This window comes from Kocuria cellulosilytica (assembly GCF_040981245.1).
GTDB classification, from domain to species: domain Bacteria; phylum Actinomycetota; class Actinomycetes; order Actinomycetales; family Micrococcaceae; genus Kocuria; species Kocuria cellulosilytica.
On sequence record NZ_JAVFWZ010000001.1, the window covers coordinates 110794 to 126564 of the forward strand.

General features: G+C 72.3%; 16 protein-coding genes. 6 read left to right on the forward strand and 10 right to left on the reverse strand.

Features of this window, described 5'->3' with window-relative positions:
- Positions 1-19: 19 nt before the first annotated feature.
- The 6 genes from RCG67_RS00480 to RCG67_RS00505 all read right to left on the reverse strand — a co-directional run bounded on the left by RCG67_RS00480 (position 20) and on the right by RCG67_RS00505 (position 4412).
- Positions 20-187 carry a hypothetical protein gene (locus tag RCG67_RS00480; protein WP_368824348.1) on the reverse strand — a complete coding sequence of 56 codons (168 nt, stop codon included), beginning with the start codon at positions 185-187 and terminating at the stop codon, positions 20-22.
- 165 nt (positions 188-352) lie between these two features.
- A complete protein-coding gene (locus tag RCG67_RS00485) occupies positions 353-685 on the reverse strand; it encodes a protealysin inhibitor emfourin (RefSeq protein ID WP_157571302.1) in 333 nt (110 codons plus the stop codon).
- A gap of 75 nt (positions 686-760) precedes the next feature.
- Positions 761-2137, reverse strand: a complete 1377-nt coding sequence (locus RCG67_RS00490) for a M4 family metallopeptidase (protein ID WP_368824349.1) — start codon at positions 2135-2137, stop codon at positions 761-763.
- Between the two features lie 20 nt (positions 2138-2157).
- Positions 2158-2547, reverse strand: a complete 390-nt coding sequence (locus RCG67_RS00495) for a hypothetical protein (protein ID WP_058873360.1) — start codon at positions 2545-2547, stop codon at positions 2158-2160.
- A gap of 129 nt (positions 2548-2676) precedes the next feature.
- The gene (locus RCG67_RS00500) at positions 2677-3522 is read right to left on the reverse strand and encodes a PKD domain-containing protein (protein WP_368824350.1); all 846 of its coding nucleotides are present in this window, start codon (positions 3520-3522) and stop codon (positions 2677-2679) included.
- Between the two features lie 233 nt (positions 3523-3755).
- The gene (locus RCG67_RS00505) at positions 3756-4412 is read right to left on the reverse strand and encodes a DUF6318 family protein (protein WP_368824351.1); all 657 of its coding nucleotides are present in this window, start codon (positions 4410-4412) and stop codon (positions 3756-3758) included.
- 224 nt (positions 4413-4636) lie between these two features.
- Between RCG67_RS00505 and RCG67_RS00510 the strand changes: the two genes are divergently transcribed.
- The 5 genes from RCG67_RS00510 to RCG67_RS00530 are packed head-to-tail and all read left to right on the forward strand — an operon-like array spanning position 4637 to position 10563.
- Positions 4637-5341 (forward strand): NUDIX hydrolase, encoded by a 705-nt coding sequence (locus RCG67_RS00510; RefSeq protein WP_368824352.1) that lies wholly within the window; start codon positions 4637-4639, stop codon positions 5339-5341.
- A complete protein-coding gene (gene nadA / locus RCG67_RS00515) occupies positions 5338-6633 on the forward strand; it encodes a quinolinate synthase NadA (RefSeq protein WP_368824353.1) in 1296 nt (431 codons plus the stop codon). Before RCG67_RS00510 ends, nadA begins: the two co-directional genes overlap by 4 nt.
- Positions 6630-8474: an L-aspartate oxidase gene (locus RCG67_RS00520; RefSeq protein WP_368824354.1), complete on the forward strand. Its 1845-nt coding sequence runs from the start codon at positions 6630-6632 to the stop codon at positions 8472-8474. Before nadA ends, RCG67_RS00520 begins: the two co-directional genes overlap by 4 nt.
- Complete coding sequence (gene nadC / locus RCG67_RS00525; protein WP_368824355.1) at positions 8468-9391, forward strand: carboxylating nicotinate-nucleotide diphosphorylase; 924 nt, start codon at positions 8468-8470, stop codon at positions 9389-9391. Before RCG67_RS00520 ends, nadC begins: the two co-directional genes overlap by 7 nt.
- A 2-nt stretch (positions 9392-9393) precedes the next feature.
- Entirely contained in the window at positions 9394-10563 is a 1170-nt protein-coding gene (locus RCG67_RS00530; RefSeq protein ID WP_368824708.1) for a cysteine desulfurase family protein, read from the forward strand.
- Positions 10564-10569: 6 nt separating this feature from the next.
- Here the strand turns inward: RCG67_RS00530 and RCG67_RS00535 are convergent, their stop codons facing one another.
- From RCG67_RS00535 to RCG67_RS00545, 3 genes are all read right to left on the reverse strand, one after another.
- Positions 10570-11097 carry a hypothetical protein gene (locus RCG67_RS00535; protein WP_368824356.1) on the reverse strand — a complete coding sequence of 176 codons (528 nt, stop codon included), beginning with the start codon at positions 11095-11097 and terminating at the stop codon, positions 10570-10572.
- Between the two features lie 157 nt (positions 11098-11254).
- Positions 11255-11887 carry a hypothetical protein gene (locus RCG67_RS00540; protein ID WP_368824357.1) on the reverse strand — a complete coding sequence of 211 codons (633 nt, stop codon included), beginning with the start codon at positions 11885-11887 and terminating at the stop codon, positions 11255-11257.
- A gap of 146 nt (positions 11888-12033) precedes the next feature.
- The gene (locus RCG67_RS00545; protein ID WP_368824358.1) at positions 12034-13551 is read right to left on the reverse strand and encodes an acyl-CoA synthetase; all 1518 of its coding nucleotides are present in this window, start codon (positions 13549-13551) and stop codon (positions 12034-12036) included.
- Between the two features lie 306 nt (positions 13552-13857).
- On the opposite strand from RCG67_RS00545, the gene RCG67_RS00550 reads away from it, so the two are divergent.
- Positions 13858-15195: an MFS transporter gene (locus RCG67_RS00550; protein ID WP_368824359.1), complete on the forward strand. Its 1338-nt coding sequence runs from the start codon at positions 13858-13860 to the stop codon at positions 15193-15195.
- A gap of 77 nt (positions 15196-15272) precedes the next feature.
- On the opposite strand, the gene RCG67_RS00555 is transcribed toward RCG67_RS00550, so the two are convergent.
- Positions 15273-15731: a MarR family winged helix-turn-helix transcriptional regulator gene (locus RCG67_RS00555; protein WP_368824360.1), complete on the reverse strand. Its 459-nt coding sequence runs from the start codon at positions 15729-15731 to the stop codon at positions 15273-15275.
- Between the last annotated feature and the right edge of the window lie 40 nt (positions 15732-15771).

Consider the following 15771-nt stretch of genomic DNA (forward strand, 5'->3'; position numbering starts at 1 on the left):
GGTTCGCGTCCGCCTCCGGCTAGGTCTCGGCCGTGGCGACCAGCTCGTTGGCGGCGGGCACGAGCGGAGGCGCATCAGGCTGCCGCAGGAGCGTCGGCGGCGGTGCCGCGAGGGCCGGAGCCCCCGACACGACCAGGGCGGCCGCCGTGAGAAGGGTGACGGAACGAGCGCGGGATCTGTTCGACATCTCGGACTCCTGGCGGTGGGCGCGGCGGTCAAGTCCGGCCGAGTGTAACCACCGAACCCCCCTCTGATAAGGGGCGATGCATTTGCGGCGGCTAACGCCCCACCTCGGGGGCGGGTCGGCGGCGCGGCATGACCCCGGATGACCTCCCGTGGGCCCGAATTCCCCTCATGCTTCCTCGCCGGACTCGCACTGGTCCGCGCAGTCGCGCAGCCGCGCCACCAGCTCCTGCGCCGCCGGGTCCTGGTCGAACTCGCTCACCACGAGGCGCCGGACACCGGAGCTCTCCTGGACCTCGATCACGTAGGACTGCTGGTCGGCCGTGCCGCGGCGGGCCGTCGGGGCGGTCGGTTCCAGCCGGTGCGCACGGACGGTCTCGAAGAGGTCGAGGAGCGCGTCCTGCTGCGCCCGGGGCAGGGACTCGGTCTCGAAGCTCCGCTCCACGGCCAGGCCGGGGAAGTACGCGATGCCTCCCTCGCGGCGGTAGCTGACTCTCGCCATGAACGGCACCGTCCCTCCGTAGGACGCGGGTGGCCCGGGCCGGTCTCCGCGGGGACCGGCGGGGCCGGTGGGGAATCAGTTCCCGACTATACCCGTGGCGCCCTTCCGGGTCAGGCGCCAGCACCCGTCCGCCCCCTCGAAGTCGGACATGGCACCCGTGGCGACGTCCCCCGCGAGCGTGCCGGCGTACCGCGCCGAGCCGGCGTCGAAGGACAGGAGCAGGGTGCTGTCCTGCTGGTGCCACCTGCCGGTCAGGTCGCCGGTGAAGGATCCGTCCTCGTGGAACGTCAGGGGCGTCTGCGCGTAGGTGTCCGTGCAGCCCCAGCTGTAGTGGAGCACCCACTCGTCCGCGAGGGCGCCCACCGCCCGGGTCGCCTCGGGCGCGACTCCCACCTGCTGCCACGCGTCCGCCACCACGTCCCGCTCCGCGGGGCCGTACAGGGTGACGGCGTGCTTGACGGTGAGGCCCGCGAAGTCCTTGAACTGCGCGGTCCACCGCAGGCGCCGCAGCTCGGGGTCCCGCATCGCGGCGTACCAGATCCGGCCGGCCCGGTCCCAGCTGTAGCCGCCCAGCCCGATCGCCGCGAGGCAGAAGGCCCGGTTCGGGATGCCGGAGTTGATGTGCACCCCGCCGTTGTCGTCCAGGGTGTGCACGAACCGGGACATGTGGTCCGGCTGCGGGTCCTTGCCGAGCACGTCGTCGTCGAACGCGGTGCCGGGTGCCTTCATCGACCGGAGACCGACACCGTCGACGGCGCTCGTGAAGAGACCGGCGCCGATGATCCAGTCGGCGTCCGCCGCGGTCTGCCGGGGCTCGGACACGTACTGCTTGACCATGGCTCCGATGACGTCGGAGAAGTGCTCGTTGAGCGCCCCGGACTGGTACATGTACAGCAGGTCGGACTCGTGCGTGGTGATCCCGTGCGCGAGCTCGTGCCCGATGACGTCCACGGCGGCGGTGAAGCGGTTGAAGTACTGGCCGTCACCGTCCCCGAAGATCATCTGCCGGCCGTCCCAGGCCGCGTTGTTGTACTTGTCCTGGTAGTGCACCGTGCCGAGCAGGGGCATGCCGGCGTCGTCGAGGGAGTTGCGGCCGAAGACCTCCTGCATGAGGTCGAACGTGGAGCCCAGCCCCTCGTACGCCTCGTCCACGGCGGGATCCGCGCTGGCGGGATCCCCCTCGGAGCGCACGAGCGTCCCCGGCAGCTCGGCGGTGTTGCCCGCCGAGTACACCCTGCGCTCCCGGTGGGCGGCGGCCTGCGCCGCGACGGAGCGGGCGGTCAGGTCCACGATCAGCCGCTCCGCCCGGACCGTGGTGTCCACGGCCAGTGCAGCCAGCGCGTTCCTGCGGGTCTGCTCGTCCCCGTGCACCGCCATCTGCTCGTGCACGTACGGCGGGATCACACCGCAGAACGGTCCGTGCCCGCCCCGGTGCCCGTGGTCCGTGGTCATCGCCTGTCCACCTCTCCGCATCAGATCCGGTTGCCCGCGGCGTCCAGTTCACCGGGCGACGTCCCCGCGGAGGCAGGCCTTCGCCCGGCGACGTCCGCCGGCTGGCCGGCGCTGCTGTCCACGGGTTCCGGCCCACCGGCGGAGCCCCGTCTGACCAGGTACCAGCAGCCGCCCGGCGAGCCGTCGAAGCAGGACATCGCCCCTGCTCCCGCGCTGCCGGTGACCGTGCCGCCGTACTGCGCGGGGCCGTCGGCGAAGCGGATCAGCAGCGTGCCGTCGTGCTGGCGCCAGGCGCCGGAGAAGCCGCCGCCCGAAAAGGTGCCGTCCGGGTTGAACACAAGGCCCACCCGGCCGTAGTCGTCGGTGCAGCCCCAGCTGAAGTGGAGCACCCACGGACCGGAGATCGTCACTGTTCCGCCCCTTTCCCCGTCCGGAGCGCGTGCACCGGCGGGACCGCTGGCCGGGTTTCCCGGGGACCGGGGAACCATGTGCATCGATCATCCCACCACAGTCCGACGACGTACCGGTCGGCGCGGAAATCAGCAGCCGACGCCCTGCGGGTTCTCGAGGCAGTCGTCCGCGTAGTTGCGCACCGTGGAGCGCCAGACGCTGATCGGCACGGGTGCGCTCGCCACGTCATTGAGTCCCGCCACGGGCAGCCACGGACCGCCGGCCACGGAGTACTCGCCGGAGAACCAGGTGGTGAGCGAGACGGCGTAGTCCCCGGTCTCGGTGTAGACGTGGCTGGTGTCGGTCTGCACGTCCCACGCCCCCTCCGCGAGCGGGGCGCCGCTGAGCTCCGTGGGGCCGAGCCCGGTGCCGTCCCCGTAGTCCCACGCGTACTGGACGGGGACGGCGCGCACCTGCACCGGGAACCCGCCCAGCTCCGTGCTGAACTGCTGGGGCCGCGCCTCCGCCCAGACGTTGGTGTGCATGCCCCTCAGCGTGTCCGGGGCCGGCTGGACGGCGCTGGCCGCGGGCGCGACGGCGAGCGTCCTGAAGTCCTGCAGGGTGAAGGTCGGCAGCTCGACGACCTCCTCGCCGCCCTCCGCCTCGGCGACCGCCACGCACATCGGCTCGCCCCAGGGGGTGTTGAGGTCCTCCTCCTGCCGGACGACGACGTTCATGTAGACGCCCTCGCCACCGTCGGCCGTGGTGCAGTTCCGCTCGGCCAGGCAGTCGTCCAGAGCGCCGCCGGTCCGGTTGGTGCAGGGGTTCTGCAGGCCGAAGGTCTGAGACTTCGACCGCGCGATGGCGTCCGGGTTGAACGGCCGGTCGATCCCCTGGTCGCTCAGGTACTGGCGGAGGGCTTTCTGGAAGACCGGGTCCTCGTCGGGGTCGTAGTCGACCGGGACAGAAACTTCTACGCCCGGCGGCTTACCCAAAGACCCAGCAACAGGAAAACCCTCACTCTTATGCTCCGCTTTTAGTCGAATTTCACTTCCTTCAGCATAAGCCGAAGATCGACCTTCCCTATTCGCCCCTCTTTCCATTTCAAGCCCTCCACCCAACTTGGACGGGTCAAATTCGTCATTCTTGGAATCTGCCATGGCTACACTTGGCTCCGCCCACAGCAAGCTGCTCATCATCACAGAGACGATAATTGACTGCCAAGACTTCATTCTGGTGCCGATCCGGGCAACGGTGCAGCGGTGATGTAAATCCACTCTCCCTCGGCAAAGTCCAGAAACACCAAGAAGGTTTCAACTGCGTCGCTCTTAGGAGGTTCCTCGTGGATCACCTCTCCAGCGTCAACCAAATGAATCCCGTCATATTCTGCCGTAACGGCCGGCTTGTAAATTCCATCAGCCGCTCTTAAGAATTGATTTTCAAGTACTTCGATGGTTTCGCGCCCATTGATCGCCCAAGCGTTGGATCCGTAAAGGTTTTCAATTTCGTCCAACTCGCCCATACAAACTTCGCAACGGGCGCTAATAATAGCCCGCGCATAGGATGTGTCGCCTGTTTGATAGGCATACCATTTCGCGTCCGACCAGTAGTCGAGGAACGCCTGCGCCCCCTCCCGGGACTCCTCCCTCGCCAGGTCCGGCATGACGGGCTTCGGCACGTTCTGCGCGGGCCCGTCGAGCGAGGCCGGCACATAGGCGTCGGGAGTCGCGGCGGGACCGGGCGCCGCCGCTGTCGTCGAGGCCGACGGAGCTGCGCTGGAAGGCGACGCCGCGGCGCCGTCGTCGTCGGTGCCGCACCCTGCGAGGAGCAGCGCCGCCAGGGCGGCGCCCCCGATCGCCGTGCCGACTGGGTTGGACCGGACCATGGAGTTCCCCGCTTCGCTCTGCCGCGCCCCCGACGGACCGACTGGATGGCTCAGATGGTAAGCGCCCTCCGCTGGGCCGGAGCAACCCCTGTGGACGCCGAAGAACCCGCGTTTTCATGGGGCCAGGTCAGGACCACCATGGTCACGACTTCGTTAACGTCAATCTGACTCTAACAGTGTTATAGTCACTGCAACCCGAAGGCCGGGGGATGGAGGAGGTGACGATGACCGCGCAGAACGTGGCACTCGCGGTGTCCACCGTCATCTTCGCCGCCCGGGACACCGGCCCCGACGGCCGCAAGGAGCTCTGGCTGCCCCTCGTCCGCCGCATCCGCGATCCCTTCCGCGGGATGTGGGCCCTGCCCGGCGGGCCGCTCCAGCCGCACGAGGACCTCGAGGCCTCCGCCGCCCGCTCCCTGCAGCTCACCACCGGCCTGCAGCCCGGCTACCTCGAGCAGCTCTACGCCTTCGGCGGCCTGACCCGATCGGCGAACGCCGAGGAGCGCGTCGTCTCGATCGTCTACTGGGCCTCGATCCGCGCGGACCAGGCCTCCGACCTCCACGCCGACCTCAACGTCACGTGGATGCGCACCACCGAGCTGCCGCCCCTGGCCTTCGACCACAGCGACATCGTGGACTACGCCCTCTACCGGCTGCGCAACAAGATCACCTACAGCCGCGTGGCGCACTCCTTCCTCGGCGAGACCTTCACCCTCGCCGCGCTGCGGGAGGTGCACGAGGCGATCCTCGGCACCCCCCTGGACCCGGCCAACTTCCGGCGCCAGGTGCTCGCCTCCGGCGCCGTCCTCGACACCGGCACCCGCCTGGAGGGCACCCGCCACCGCCCACCCCGGCTCTACCGCTACAACTCCGACCTCGACCTCGCCGACCGCACCCCGGCCGGCCGCACCAGCCAGGAGCAGACATGACCTCCGTCGCCACCCGCATCGACCTGCTGACCGAGAAGCCGGCCGACCTCCCGGGCACCGCCCCCGCCACCAGCACCTGCAGCACCGACCTCGCGGCGAGCCCGTGGGACTTCGCCCCGGCCGTCGCCGCCGGCTACGGGCCCGGCGCCTCCGAGGCCGACACGGTGCCCGCCGGCGCCCCTGCCCAGCCCGTGATCCCGGAGGAGTACCAGCACGCCTCCGCCGAGGAGCTCGACCGGCGGATCACCGCCGCCAAGCAGACGCTGGGCGAGCGCGTGGTGGTGCTCGGCCACTTCTACCAGCGCGACGAGATCGTGAAGCACGCCGACTTCCTCGGCGACTCCTTCCAGCTGGCCCGCGCCGCCCGATCGAAGCCGGAGGCCGAGGCCATCGTGTTCTGCGGCGTGCACTTCATGGCCGAGACCGCCGACATCCTCTCCGGCGACCACCAGTCCGTGATCCTGCCCAACCTCGCCGCCGGCTGCTCCATGGCGGACATGGCCGACGAGGACTCCGTCGAGGAGGCCTGGGAGCAGCTCATGGACGTCCTCGGGGAGACCGGCGACGACGGCCGGCAGACCGTGGTCCCCGTGACCTACATGAACTCCTCCGCGGCGCTCAAGGCGTTCTGCGGCCGGCACGGAGGCATCGTGTGCACCTCCTCCAACGCCGCGACCGTCCTGGAGTGGGCGTTCGAGCGCGGGCAGCGGGTGCTGTTCTTCCCCGACCAGCACCTGGGCCGCAACACCGCCAAGGCCATGGGGATCTCCCTCGAGCAGATGCCGATGTGGAACCCGAACAAGGACCTGGGCGGGAACACCGCGCAGGACCTGCAGGACGCCGAGGTGATCCTCTGGCACGGCTTCTGCTCCGTGCACCGCCGCTTCACCGTGGCCCAGATCGACAAGGCCCGCGCCGAGCACCCCGGGGTGCGGGTGGTCGTGCACCCCGAGTGCCCCATGCCCGTGGTCGACGCCGCCGACGAGAGCGGCTCCACCGACCACATCCGCAAGGCCGTCGAGGCCGCCGAGCCCGGCAGCACCTTCGCGATCGGCACCGAGATCAACATGGTCAACCGCCTCGCCGACGAGCACCCCGAGCACACGATCTTCTGCCTCGACCCCGTCATCTGCCCGTGCTCCACGATGTACCGGATCCACCCCGGCTACCTCGCCTGGGTGCTCGAGGAGCTCGTGGCCGGGCGCGTGATCAACCGGATCTCCGTGGACGCCGGAACCGCCCGGGACGCCGAGGTGGCGCTCGAGCGGATGCTGGCGGCGCTGCCGCGGTGAGCACGCACCCGGCACCGCGCGTGCTCGTGGTGGGGACCGGCGTCGCCGGTCTCACGGCCGCCCTGGGCGCCGTCCGCCACGGGCTCGACGTGACGCTGCTGAGCAAGGACGCCCTCGACGAGACCAGCACCGCCCGCGCCCAGGGCGGGATCGCGGCCATGACGGCCGCGCTCCCGGCCGGCCAGCGCCGCGACTCCGAGCAGCTCCACGTCCGGGACACCCTCGCCGCCGGGGCGGGGACGTGCGACGACGACGCCGTGCGCGTCCTCGTGCGCGAGTCGGCGGCCGCTGTCGACGAGCTCGTGGCGCGCGGGGTCGGCTTCGACCGCGAGGCCGGAGCGGACTCCCCCTGGCTCGAGGGCCTCGAGGGGGCCCATTCCGTGCCCCGGATCCTGCACGCCGGCGGCGACGCGACCGGCCGCGAGATCCAGCGGGCCCTCCTGTCCGCCGCGCTGGCCGCCGCGGCAGCGGGCCGGCTGGCGATCTCCCGGCACACCATGCTGGTCGACCTCGTGCTCGGCCCCGGCGGCCGGGCGGCCGGGGCCCTCGTCCTGACGGGCCCCGGGGACCGGCCGCGCGAGCTGACCGCCGACGCCGTGGTGCTCGCCACCGGCGGGGCCGGGCAGCTCTATCCGCACACCACCAATCCGGCCGTGGCCACCGGCGACGGCGTCGCCGCGGCGCTGCGGGCGGGCGCCGCCGTGGCGGACCTCGAGTTCGTGCAGTTCCACCCGACGGCGCTGGCGGCCCCGGGCTGCTTCCTGGTCTCCGAGGCCGTCCGCGGCGAGGGCGCGGTGCTGCGGGACGCCACGGGCCGGCGCTACCTCGAGGACGTGCACCCGCTCGCGGAGCTCGCTCCCCGCGACGTCGTGGCCCGCGAGAACGTCCGCCGGTCCCTGGCCCAGGGCGGCCGGCCGGTCCTGCTCGACTGCACCCGCATGGCTCCGCCCGGCCCGCACGGGAGCGGCACCACCGCCGAGTTCCTCGCCCGGCGCTTCCCCACCATCGACGCCGCCCTGCGGGCCCACGGCCTCGACTGGTCCCGCGAACCGGTCCCGGTCACGCCCGCGGCCCACTACCTGATGGGCGGCGTGGCCACCGACGGCCTCGGCCGCACCACCGTTCCCGGGCTCTACGCCGTGGGCGAGTGCGCGGCCACCGGCGTGCACGGCGCCAACCGGCTGGCCTCCAACTCGCTGCTGGAGGGCGCCGTCTTCGGCGCCCGCGTGGCCGATGCAGTACAGGCCGACGCGTTGCGCACGGACGCGCCGGGAACCGGCCGGGCAGCCGACGACGCCCCGGTCTCCCTCGTCCTGTCCGGCCGCGCCGAGAGCCTGCCGGCGGCCGGCCGTCCAGGGATCGCGGCCGCCCGGTCCCGGAGCACTGCGCCGTTCGGCTGGAACGCCGTGCCGGTCGACGAGGACACCGAGCCGGTCGACGGAGAGGCTGTGCCGTTCGACGGGAAGACCGCGCCGTTCGACCGCGCACAGTTCCAGGACGCGATGTGGGCGGGCGCCGGCGTGCTGCGCGACCGCGCGCGGCTCGAGGCACTGTCCCGGCGGCTGGCCGACTTCCGCCCGCCGGCCGGCCTCTCCCGCCGCGCGGTCGAGGACCGGAACCTGCTGACCGTGGGCCGCGCCGTGACCGCCGCGGCCCTGCACCGCACCGAGTCCCGCGGAGCGCACTTCCGAGAGGACTTCCCGGAGTCCGATCCCGCCCGCGCGTGGCGCACGTTCTGGCTCCTGGAGCCCGTTCCGAGCACGACCCCCCACCACGAACTCACCAGTGAACATGTCGATGCCGGCATGTTCGACATCCCGGAGAGGATCCCCGCATGCTGACCCGAGCCGCCATCACCGAGGTCGTGGAGCGGGGGCTCGCCGAGGACGCCCCCTGGGGCGACATCACCTCCGAGCACCTCATCCCCGCCGGCACCACCGCCCGGGCCGAGCTCGTGGCGCGCGAGCCCGGCGTCTTCTCCGGCGGCCAGGTCTTCGCCGCGACGTTCGCCGCCGCGGACCCCGCCGTGGCCGTCGAGCTGGTCCGCGCCGACGGCGACCGGTTCGAGGCCGGGGACACGCTGGCCGTGGTGACCGGTCCCGCCCGGGCGGTGCTGACCGGCGAGCGCGTGGCCCTCAACCTCACCCAGCGGATGTGCGGGATCGCCACGCTGACCGCCCGCTACGTCGCCGCCGTCGAGCAGACGGTCGCCCGCGTGGAGCAGGCCGCGAACCTCCCGCCCGGCACGATCACGCGGACCCGGGTGGCCGACACGCGCAAGACCACCCCGGGGCTGCGGGCGCTCGAGAAGCACGCCGTGCTCAGCGGGGGCGGGCACAACCACCGGCACTCCCTCTCGGACGCCGTGATGGCCAAGGACAACCACCTGACCCTGCTCACGGCCGACGGCACCGACCTGGCCGGCGCCCTGCGGCAGCTGCGCCGCCGCCTCCCCCACACGGTGCACCTCGAGGTGGAGGTGGACCGCCTCGACCAGATCGAGGCGGTCCTGGCCGGCGGCGCGGACACGGTCCTGCTGGACAACTTCTCGGTGGACGACCTCGTGAGCGGTGTGGCGATCATCGACGGCCGGGCGACCGTGGAGGCCTCCGGCGGCGTGAGCCTGGAGACCGTCGGGGACATCGCGGCCACCGGGGTGGACGTCATCTCGGTGGGCGCGCTCACCCACTCCGCCCGGAACCTGGACCTCGGTCTCGACATCGGGCTCGGACACCGTCCCGGCACCGGGACGGGATGACCGTGCTGTACCTCGACTCGGCCGCGACCACCCCGGTCCGGCGGGAGGTGCTGGAGGCCATGTGGCCCTACCTCACGCAGGAGTTCGGCAACGCCTCGAGCCACCACGAGGCGGGCCGGCGGGCCCTCGCCGGCCTCGACCGGGCCCGGGCGACGGTCGCGCAGGTGCTGAACTGCCGTCCCGCCGAGGTCGTGTTCACCTCCGGCGGGACCGAGGCGGACAACCTCGCCGTGAAGGGCATCGCCCTGGGACGCCGGGACCGGGACCCGGCGCGCACGCACGTGGTGACGAGCGCGGTGGAGCACTCCGCCGTGCTCGGCTCGGCCCGGGACCTGGCCCGCTGGGACGGCTTCGAGCTCACCGAGCTGGGCGTGACCGCCGAGGGACTCGTGGAGCCCGATTCCCTCGCGAGGGCTGTTCGTGCGGGCACCGCGGTGGTATCCGTGATGCATGCGAACAACGAGACGGGTGCGGTCCAGGAGATCGCCGAACTGGCTGCGGTGGCTCGGACGCGGGACGTCCCGTTCCATACGGATGCGGTCCAGGCGGCCGGGGCGCTGGAACTGGACGTACAAGCGCTCCACGTGGCGGCGCTGAGCCTCGCCGGGCACAAGATCGGCGGGCCCAAGGGCACCGGGGTGCTGTACCTGCGCCGGGGCACCCCGCTGCGCCCGCTGCTGAGCGGCGGCGGGCACGAGCGCGGCCGGCGCTCCGGGACCTCGGACGTGGCCGGCGCCGTGGGCTTTGCCACGGCCCTGCGGCTCGCGGCGGAGGAGCGCCCGGAGCGGGCGGTGCGGCTCGCCGGGCTGCGGGACCGGCTGATCGCCGGGATCCTGTCCGCGGTCCCCGCGGCGGTGCTGACCGGACCGGACCCGCGGGGCCGGCCGGCGGCACGGCTGCCCGGGAACGCCTCGTTCTGCTTCCCCGGCGTCAACGGCGAGACGGTCCTCGTGGACCTGGAGGCGCGCGGGCTGCTCGTCTCCTCGGGCTCGGCCTGCTCCGCCGGGGACACCGAGCCCTCCCACGTGCTGACCGCCATGGGGCTCCCGGCCGAGGTCGCCACCACCGCGGTCCGGTTCACCCTGTCCGCCGAGGTGACCCCGGAGCAGGTGGACGGGATCGTGGCGGCGGTCCGGGACGTCGTCGAGCGCCTGGGCGCCCCGCGCGGCTGAGCGGGCTCAGCCGGCCGGAACCGGGTGCTGCACCCCGTCGTGCACGACCGCCAGGACCGGCTCGCCCTTCTCCTCCACGGTCCGCGTGCTCTCCGGCACCGGGGTCCACGACGGATCGGGGCAGGACTGGGGCGCGGGACCCTCGGGGACCGCGCTCGAGGCGCCCCGGCCGTCGAAGCCCTCCAGCCGGAAGCCGACGACCCTCCCCCACCACAGCGCGCCCGGCGCGCTCACGATCCCCCGGGTCTCGGTGACCACCAGGTCCGTCCGCTGCACCAGGACCTCCGAGCCTCCCGGGCGGGCGCACTCCCACGAGATCGCGGTCACCGACTCGGACTCGGCCACGAACTCGAGCGAGGCCGCGTTGGCCTGCAGCGTCGCCTCGTCCCAGCCGAGCGCGGCCATGGCGTCGGCGCCGGTCACCCAGCCGGTGCCGTCCTCGTGGAGCTGCGTGGACGCCCAGGCCGGCGCCGTCAGCCCGATCGACACACCCCCCGCCGCGAGAGCCGCCAGGACCACGATCCACTTCAGCATGTACTTCCCCGTTCCCCTGTCCCCCGGCACCGGGGAGATCCTCCCGAGCCGTTTTCCCGAACGCTAATGCAGGCGCGAGGACGGATCCAGCGGCGTGACCCTTCTGTGACCCCCGTCCGACCTGCGGCGACACGTTCCCGACCACGCCGGGCCGCGCTCAGGCCGCGGCACCCCGCTCGACGGGCACCGGGTGCGCCACGCCCTCGTGGACGATCTCCAGGGCGGGGCCCGTGTGCTCCTGCGCCCGCTCGGTGGACCGCGGCCCCCGGGACCACGCCCCGGACTCGTGCTCGCTCCCGCTCTCGCTCCCGTCCTCGCTCCCGCTCTCGCTCCCGTCCTCGCTCCCGCTCTCGCTCCCGCTCTCGCTCCCTGGGCAGGCGTCGAGCTCCGGGCCCTCGACCACCGAGACGGCCACGGCGTCCGCGGCGAAGCCCTGCAGCTCGAAGCCCGTGACGGCACCGGTCACGGAGCTCCGCTGCACGGTGGCGACCAGGTCCGCCCGAGACGTCGTCGTCGTGCGCCGCTCCTGCACGGCCACGGCGCCCGTGGCCTCCTGCACGCACTCCCACGTGGCCGTGGCCACGGTGACCGTCTCCGCGACGAGGTCGAGCTCCGCGGCGGAGGTCTGCAGCCGGCCGTCGGTCCAGTCCACGGCCTGCAGGACGTCGTCCCGGCCCACGGACCCCGTGCCGTCGGCGTGCAGCGTCACGGCCGCCTCGGCCGGCACGGTCAGCCCGATGGAAGCGGCCGTCGCGGCGGTCAGCACGCAGACCGGCAGCGTCTTGTTCACTCGCTCTCCCCTCGTCCCTCCTGTCCCCCGACAGGAGTCCGGCGATCAGGCCGTGCAGGGGAGGCTAGACGAGAAGCGGCGGAGGCGTCCAGCGCCGCAGTCCGCCCGGCCGCCCAGGGGGGCGTCGTGCCGGCCGCGCGTGCGCCTCAGCCGGCGGCCTGCTCGCGCAGCACGTTCTTGCGGATCTTGCCGGACGCGGTGCGCGGCATCTCCGCCACGAGGCTCAGCGTCTTGGGCACCTTGTAGCGGGCGAGCCGCCCGGCCAGGTGCTCCTGGATCGTGTCCGCGGTGACCTCCCGGCCCTCCCGGGGGACGACGACGGCGTGCGGCACCTCGCCCCACTTCTCGTCGGGCACGCCGATGACCGCCACGGCGGCCACCTCCGGCAGCTCGAGGATGGCCGCCTCGACCTCCGCCGGGTAGATGTTCTCCCCGCCGGAGATGATCATGTCCTTGATCCGGTCCGAGACGAACAGGTAGCCGTCCTCGTCGAGGTAGCCCAGGTCCCCGGAGTGGAACCACTCCCCCTCGAAGGAGCCCGCCGCGTCGGGGCGGTTCCAGTACTCCCGGATGACGTTGGGCCCCGAGAGCAGGATCTCCCCCGCCTCGCCGGGTCTCACGGGCTCCCCGGCCGCGTCCACGATCCGCACGTCGGAGAAGAAGTGCGGCAGCCCCGAGGAGCCGGCCTTCTCGCGGGACTTCGCCGCCGGCAGGTTGGTGGCGCCCGGCGCGGTCTCCGTCATGCCGTAGCTGGCGGTGAAGGCCAGTCCGCGGCTCTCGTAGGCGTCCAGGACCCGCATGGGCACCGCGGAGCCGCCGCAGGTGAGCTTGCGCAGCGAGGACAGGTCCGTGCTGTCCCAGTCCGGGTGCTCGCACAGCAGCTGGTAGGTGGTCGGCACCCCCGACAGCCAGGTGACACGGTGGGCCTCGATGAGCTCCAGCACCCGGCCGGGCAGGAACTTGGACTCGAGCACCAGCGTGGCGCCCTTGAGCAGCGTCGGCAGCACCCCCATCCCGAGCGAGGCCACGTGGAACATCGGCGAGATCATGAGCGCGACGTCGTCGGCCGCCACGTCGTAGTCCACCAGGACGTTGACGCAGTTCCAGGTGAAGTTGCCGTGGGTCAGGCAGGCGCCCTTGGGCCGGCCGGTGGTCCCGGAGGTGTACAGGATCACCGCGAGGTCGTCCAGGCCGACCGGGACGTCCTCCGTCCAGGGCTCGGCCGCCCCGATCACCGTCTCGAGGGCGGGGACCCCGTCCACGTCCTCCTCGGCCACGACCCAGCGGGGCACGTGCGCCAGCTCCCTGGCGGCCGGTTCGGCCAGGCCCGTCAGCGCGGCGTCGTGGATCAGCACCGAGACGTCCGCGTCCTCGAGCTGGTAGCGGATCTCCGGGACGGCCAGGCGCGTGTTGAGGGGCACGAGCACCGCGCCGAGCGCTCCCGCCGCGAACATCGTCTCGAGGAAGGCCGGGCTGTTCTCCCCGAGGAAGGCCACCCGGTCCCCGGGGCCCACGCCCCGGCCCGAGAGGGCCGTCGCCAGGCGCCGGGACCGGTCGTGCAGCTCGCGGTAGGTCAGCGTGCGCTCGCCGTGGACCACGGCCACCTTGGGGCCGGACTTCTCGAGCCTCCGGACGAGCCAGGATCCCAGTCCCTGATTGCGCATGCGATCGTCTCCTCAAACAGTCGTCAAAGCCAATAGTTGAAAAAATCCACTATTTGCTCTCCAGCGTAGAGAGAGCTGGATCACAATGTCCAGACCCCGGGTCCCGCGGACCCACGGAGACCCGCCGTGTTAGCACCATTCTTCAATGGTTGACATTCTCAATAGATGGCTGTTCCATTGGGTCCACTGTGCGCCGGCCCAGGGGACCACCGGGACGCCCCGGGGACCGGGGCCGGCCTGCTCGCCGCACCGGCGCCCGGCCCCGGTGCCGCGCCCACTCTTTCCGCCCCAGAGCAAGGACCCGCCATGTCAGCAGCACCCGACACCCTGGCGTCCCTGGACGCCAGCGCCAGGAACAAAGAGGCGCGCAAGGTCATCTTCTCGAGCTACCTCGGCTCCACCATCGAGTTCTACGACTTCCTGCTCTACGCCTCGGCCTCCGCCCTGGTCTTCCCCTACGTGTTCTTCACCGACCTGGACCCGCTGGCCGGCACGATCGCGGCCTACGGAACCTTCGCCGCCGGCTACCTGGCCCGCCCGCTGGGCGGGGCGGTCTTCGGCCACTTCGGCGACCGCCTGGGCCGCAAGAAGATGCTCATCATCTCGATGCTGATCATGGGCATCGCCTCGACGCTCATCGGGCTCATCCCCAGCGCCGCCGTCATCGGCTCCTGGGGAGCGGTCGTCCTGATCCTGCTGCGGGTCTGCCAGGGCATCGCCGTGGGCGGCGAGTGGGGCGGAGCCGCCCTGATGGCCCTGGAGCACTCCGCCAAGGGCAGGCGCGGGTTCGCCGCGTCCTTCACCAACGCCGGCGCCCCGACCGGTGCCGCGCTGGGCACCTTCGTCCTGGGCCTGTTCGCCGCCATGCCGGAGGAGCAGTTCCTCGCCTGGGGCTGGCGCGTCCCGTTCCTGCTGTCCGTCCTGCTGCTGGGCGTGGGCGTCTTCGTGCGCGCGCAGGTGTCCGAGAGCCCGATCTTCCAGGCCGCCCTGGCCAAGGAGGCCGCGGAGGGCCCCACCGTCAAGCGCAAGGTGCCCATCGTGGAGGTGCTGCGCCGGCCCCGCGCCCTGATCTACACGATGCTCGCGGGAGCCTCCGGGTTCGCCCTGCAGGTCTTCCTCGCCACCTTCGCGGTCGCCTACGCGGTCGAGCGCGGCGCCGACCGGCAGCCGGTCCTCTACGCCTTCGCCCTCGCCTCGGTGCTCAGCGTGTTCTTCGTGGTCGGCATGGGCCGCCTGTCCGACCAGCTGGGCCGGCGCCCGGTGATGGTCGTCGGGCTGGCGCTGTTCATCGTTCTGATCCTGCCGATGTTCTCGTGGCTGGCCACCGGCAACGTGCTGCTGATCTTCGCGACCTTCACCATCGGGCTGGCCTGCCACGCCGCGATCTACGGACCGCTGGCGGCGTTCATCTCCGAGCAGTTCGGCACGTCCGCGCGCTACACCGGCGCCTCGCTGGGCTACCAGTTCGCCACCCTGATCGGGGCGGGCTTCACCCCGACGATCCTCGCCTCGATCTACGCGTCCTCCGGGCAGGCCATCGCCCCCGTGGTCTGGTACCTCGCCGGGATGGCCGCGGTCAGCGCGGTGTTCATCCTGCTCACCCGCGAGTCCAAGGACTTCGACCTGGAGACCCACGAGCACTGACCCACGCCGTCGCACGCGCCGCGGCCCCCGCCTGACCGGTCAGGCGGGGGCCGCGGCGCGTGCGGGAGGGGCCGCGCTCAGAAGGCCACCTTCCGCAGCAGCCGGGACAGCTCCTCGCGCTCCGCCGGGGAGAGCGGGGACAGCGACTCCGCGGTGGAGGTCTCCACCAGGGCCCTGGCCCGGACGTACAGCTCCCGGCCGGCCGCGGTGGGCGCGATGATCTTCGAGCGGCGGTCCCGCGGGTCGGTCCGGCGCTCCACCGCGCCGCGCCGCTCCAGGTCGTCGAGGATGGCCACGATCTGACTGGGGTCCAGCACCAGGAACTGGCTGAGCTCGCGCTGGGTCAGCTGCTCCTCGCCGCAGGCGAGCGCCAGGACCGAGTAGTGGCGCACCTTCAGCTCCAGCTGGGCGAGCTGCCTGTTGGCCGCCGAGGACCCCGTGGAGGCGGCGCGGGCCATCAGGAAGACCGGCTCGGCCGTCAGCTCGGCCCCGAGGAGGCGTTCGAGACCGGCGGACGGGTCGGTGGGCGTGGTCATAGCGTCTCTCCTGGGGCCGGGGACCCCAGTCTACGGAGTC

Coding starts and splice junctions, on each gene's coding strand:
- RCG67_RS00480 (WP_368824348.1), bottom strand. CDS start 187: ATGTCGAACAGATCCCGCGCTCGTTCCGTCACCCTTCTCACGGCGGCC.
- RCG67_RS00485 (WP_157571302.1), bottom strand. CDS start 685: ATGGCGAGAGTCAGCTACCGCCGCGAGGGAGGCATCGCGTACTTCCCC.
- RCG67_RS00490 (WP_368824349.1), bottom strand. CDS start 2,137: ATGACCACGGACCACGGGCACCGGGGCGGGCACGGACCGTTCTGCGGT.
- RCG67_RS00505 (WP_368824351.1), bottom strand. CDS start 4,412: ATGGTCCGGTCCAACCCAGTCGGCACGGCGATCGGGGGCGCCGCCCTG.
- RCG67_RS00510 (WP_368824352.1), top strand. CDS start 4,637: ATGACCGCGCAGAACGTGGCACTCGCGGTGTCCACCGTCATCTTCGCC.
- nadA (WP_368824353.1), top strand. CDS start 5,338: ATGACCTCCGTCGCCACCCGCATCGACCTGCTGACCGAGAAGCCGGCC.
- nadC (WP_368824355.1), top strand. CDS start 8,468: ATGCTGACCCGAGCCGCCATCACCGAGGTCGTGGAGCGGGGGCTCGCC.
- RCG67_RS00535 (WP_368824356.1), bottom strand. CDS start 11,097: ATGCTGAAGTGGATCGTGGTCCTGGCGGCTCTCGCGGCGGGGGGTGTG.
- RCG67_RS00545 (WP_368824358.1), bottom strand. CDS start 13,551: ATGCGCAATCAGGGACTGGGATCCTGGCTCGTCCGGAGGCTCGAGAAG.
- RCG67_RS00550 (WP_368824359.1), top strand. CDS start 13,858: ATGTCAGCAGCACCCGACACCCTGGCGTCCCTGGACGCCAGCGCCAGG.
- RCG67_RS00555 (WP_368824360.1), bottom strand. CDS start 15,731: ATGACCACGCCCACCGACCCGTCCGCCGGTCTCGAACGCCTCCTCGGG.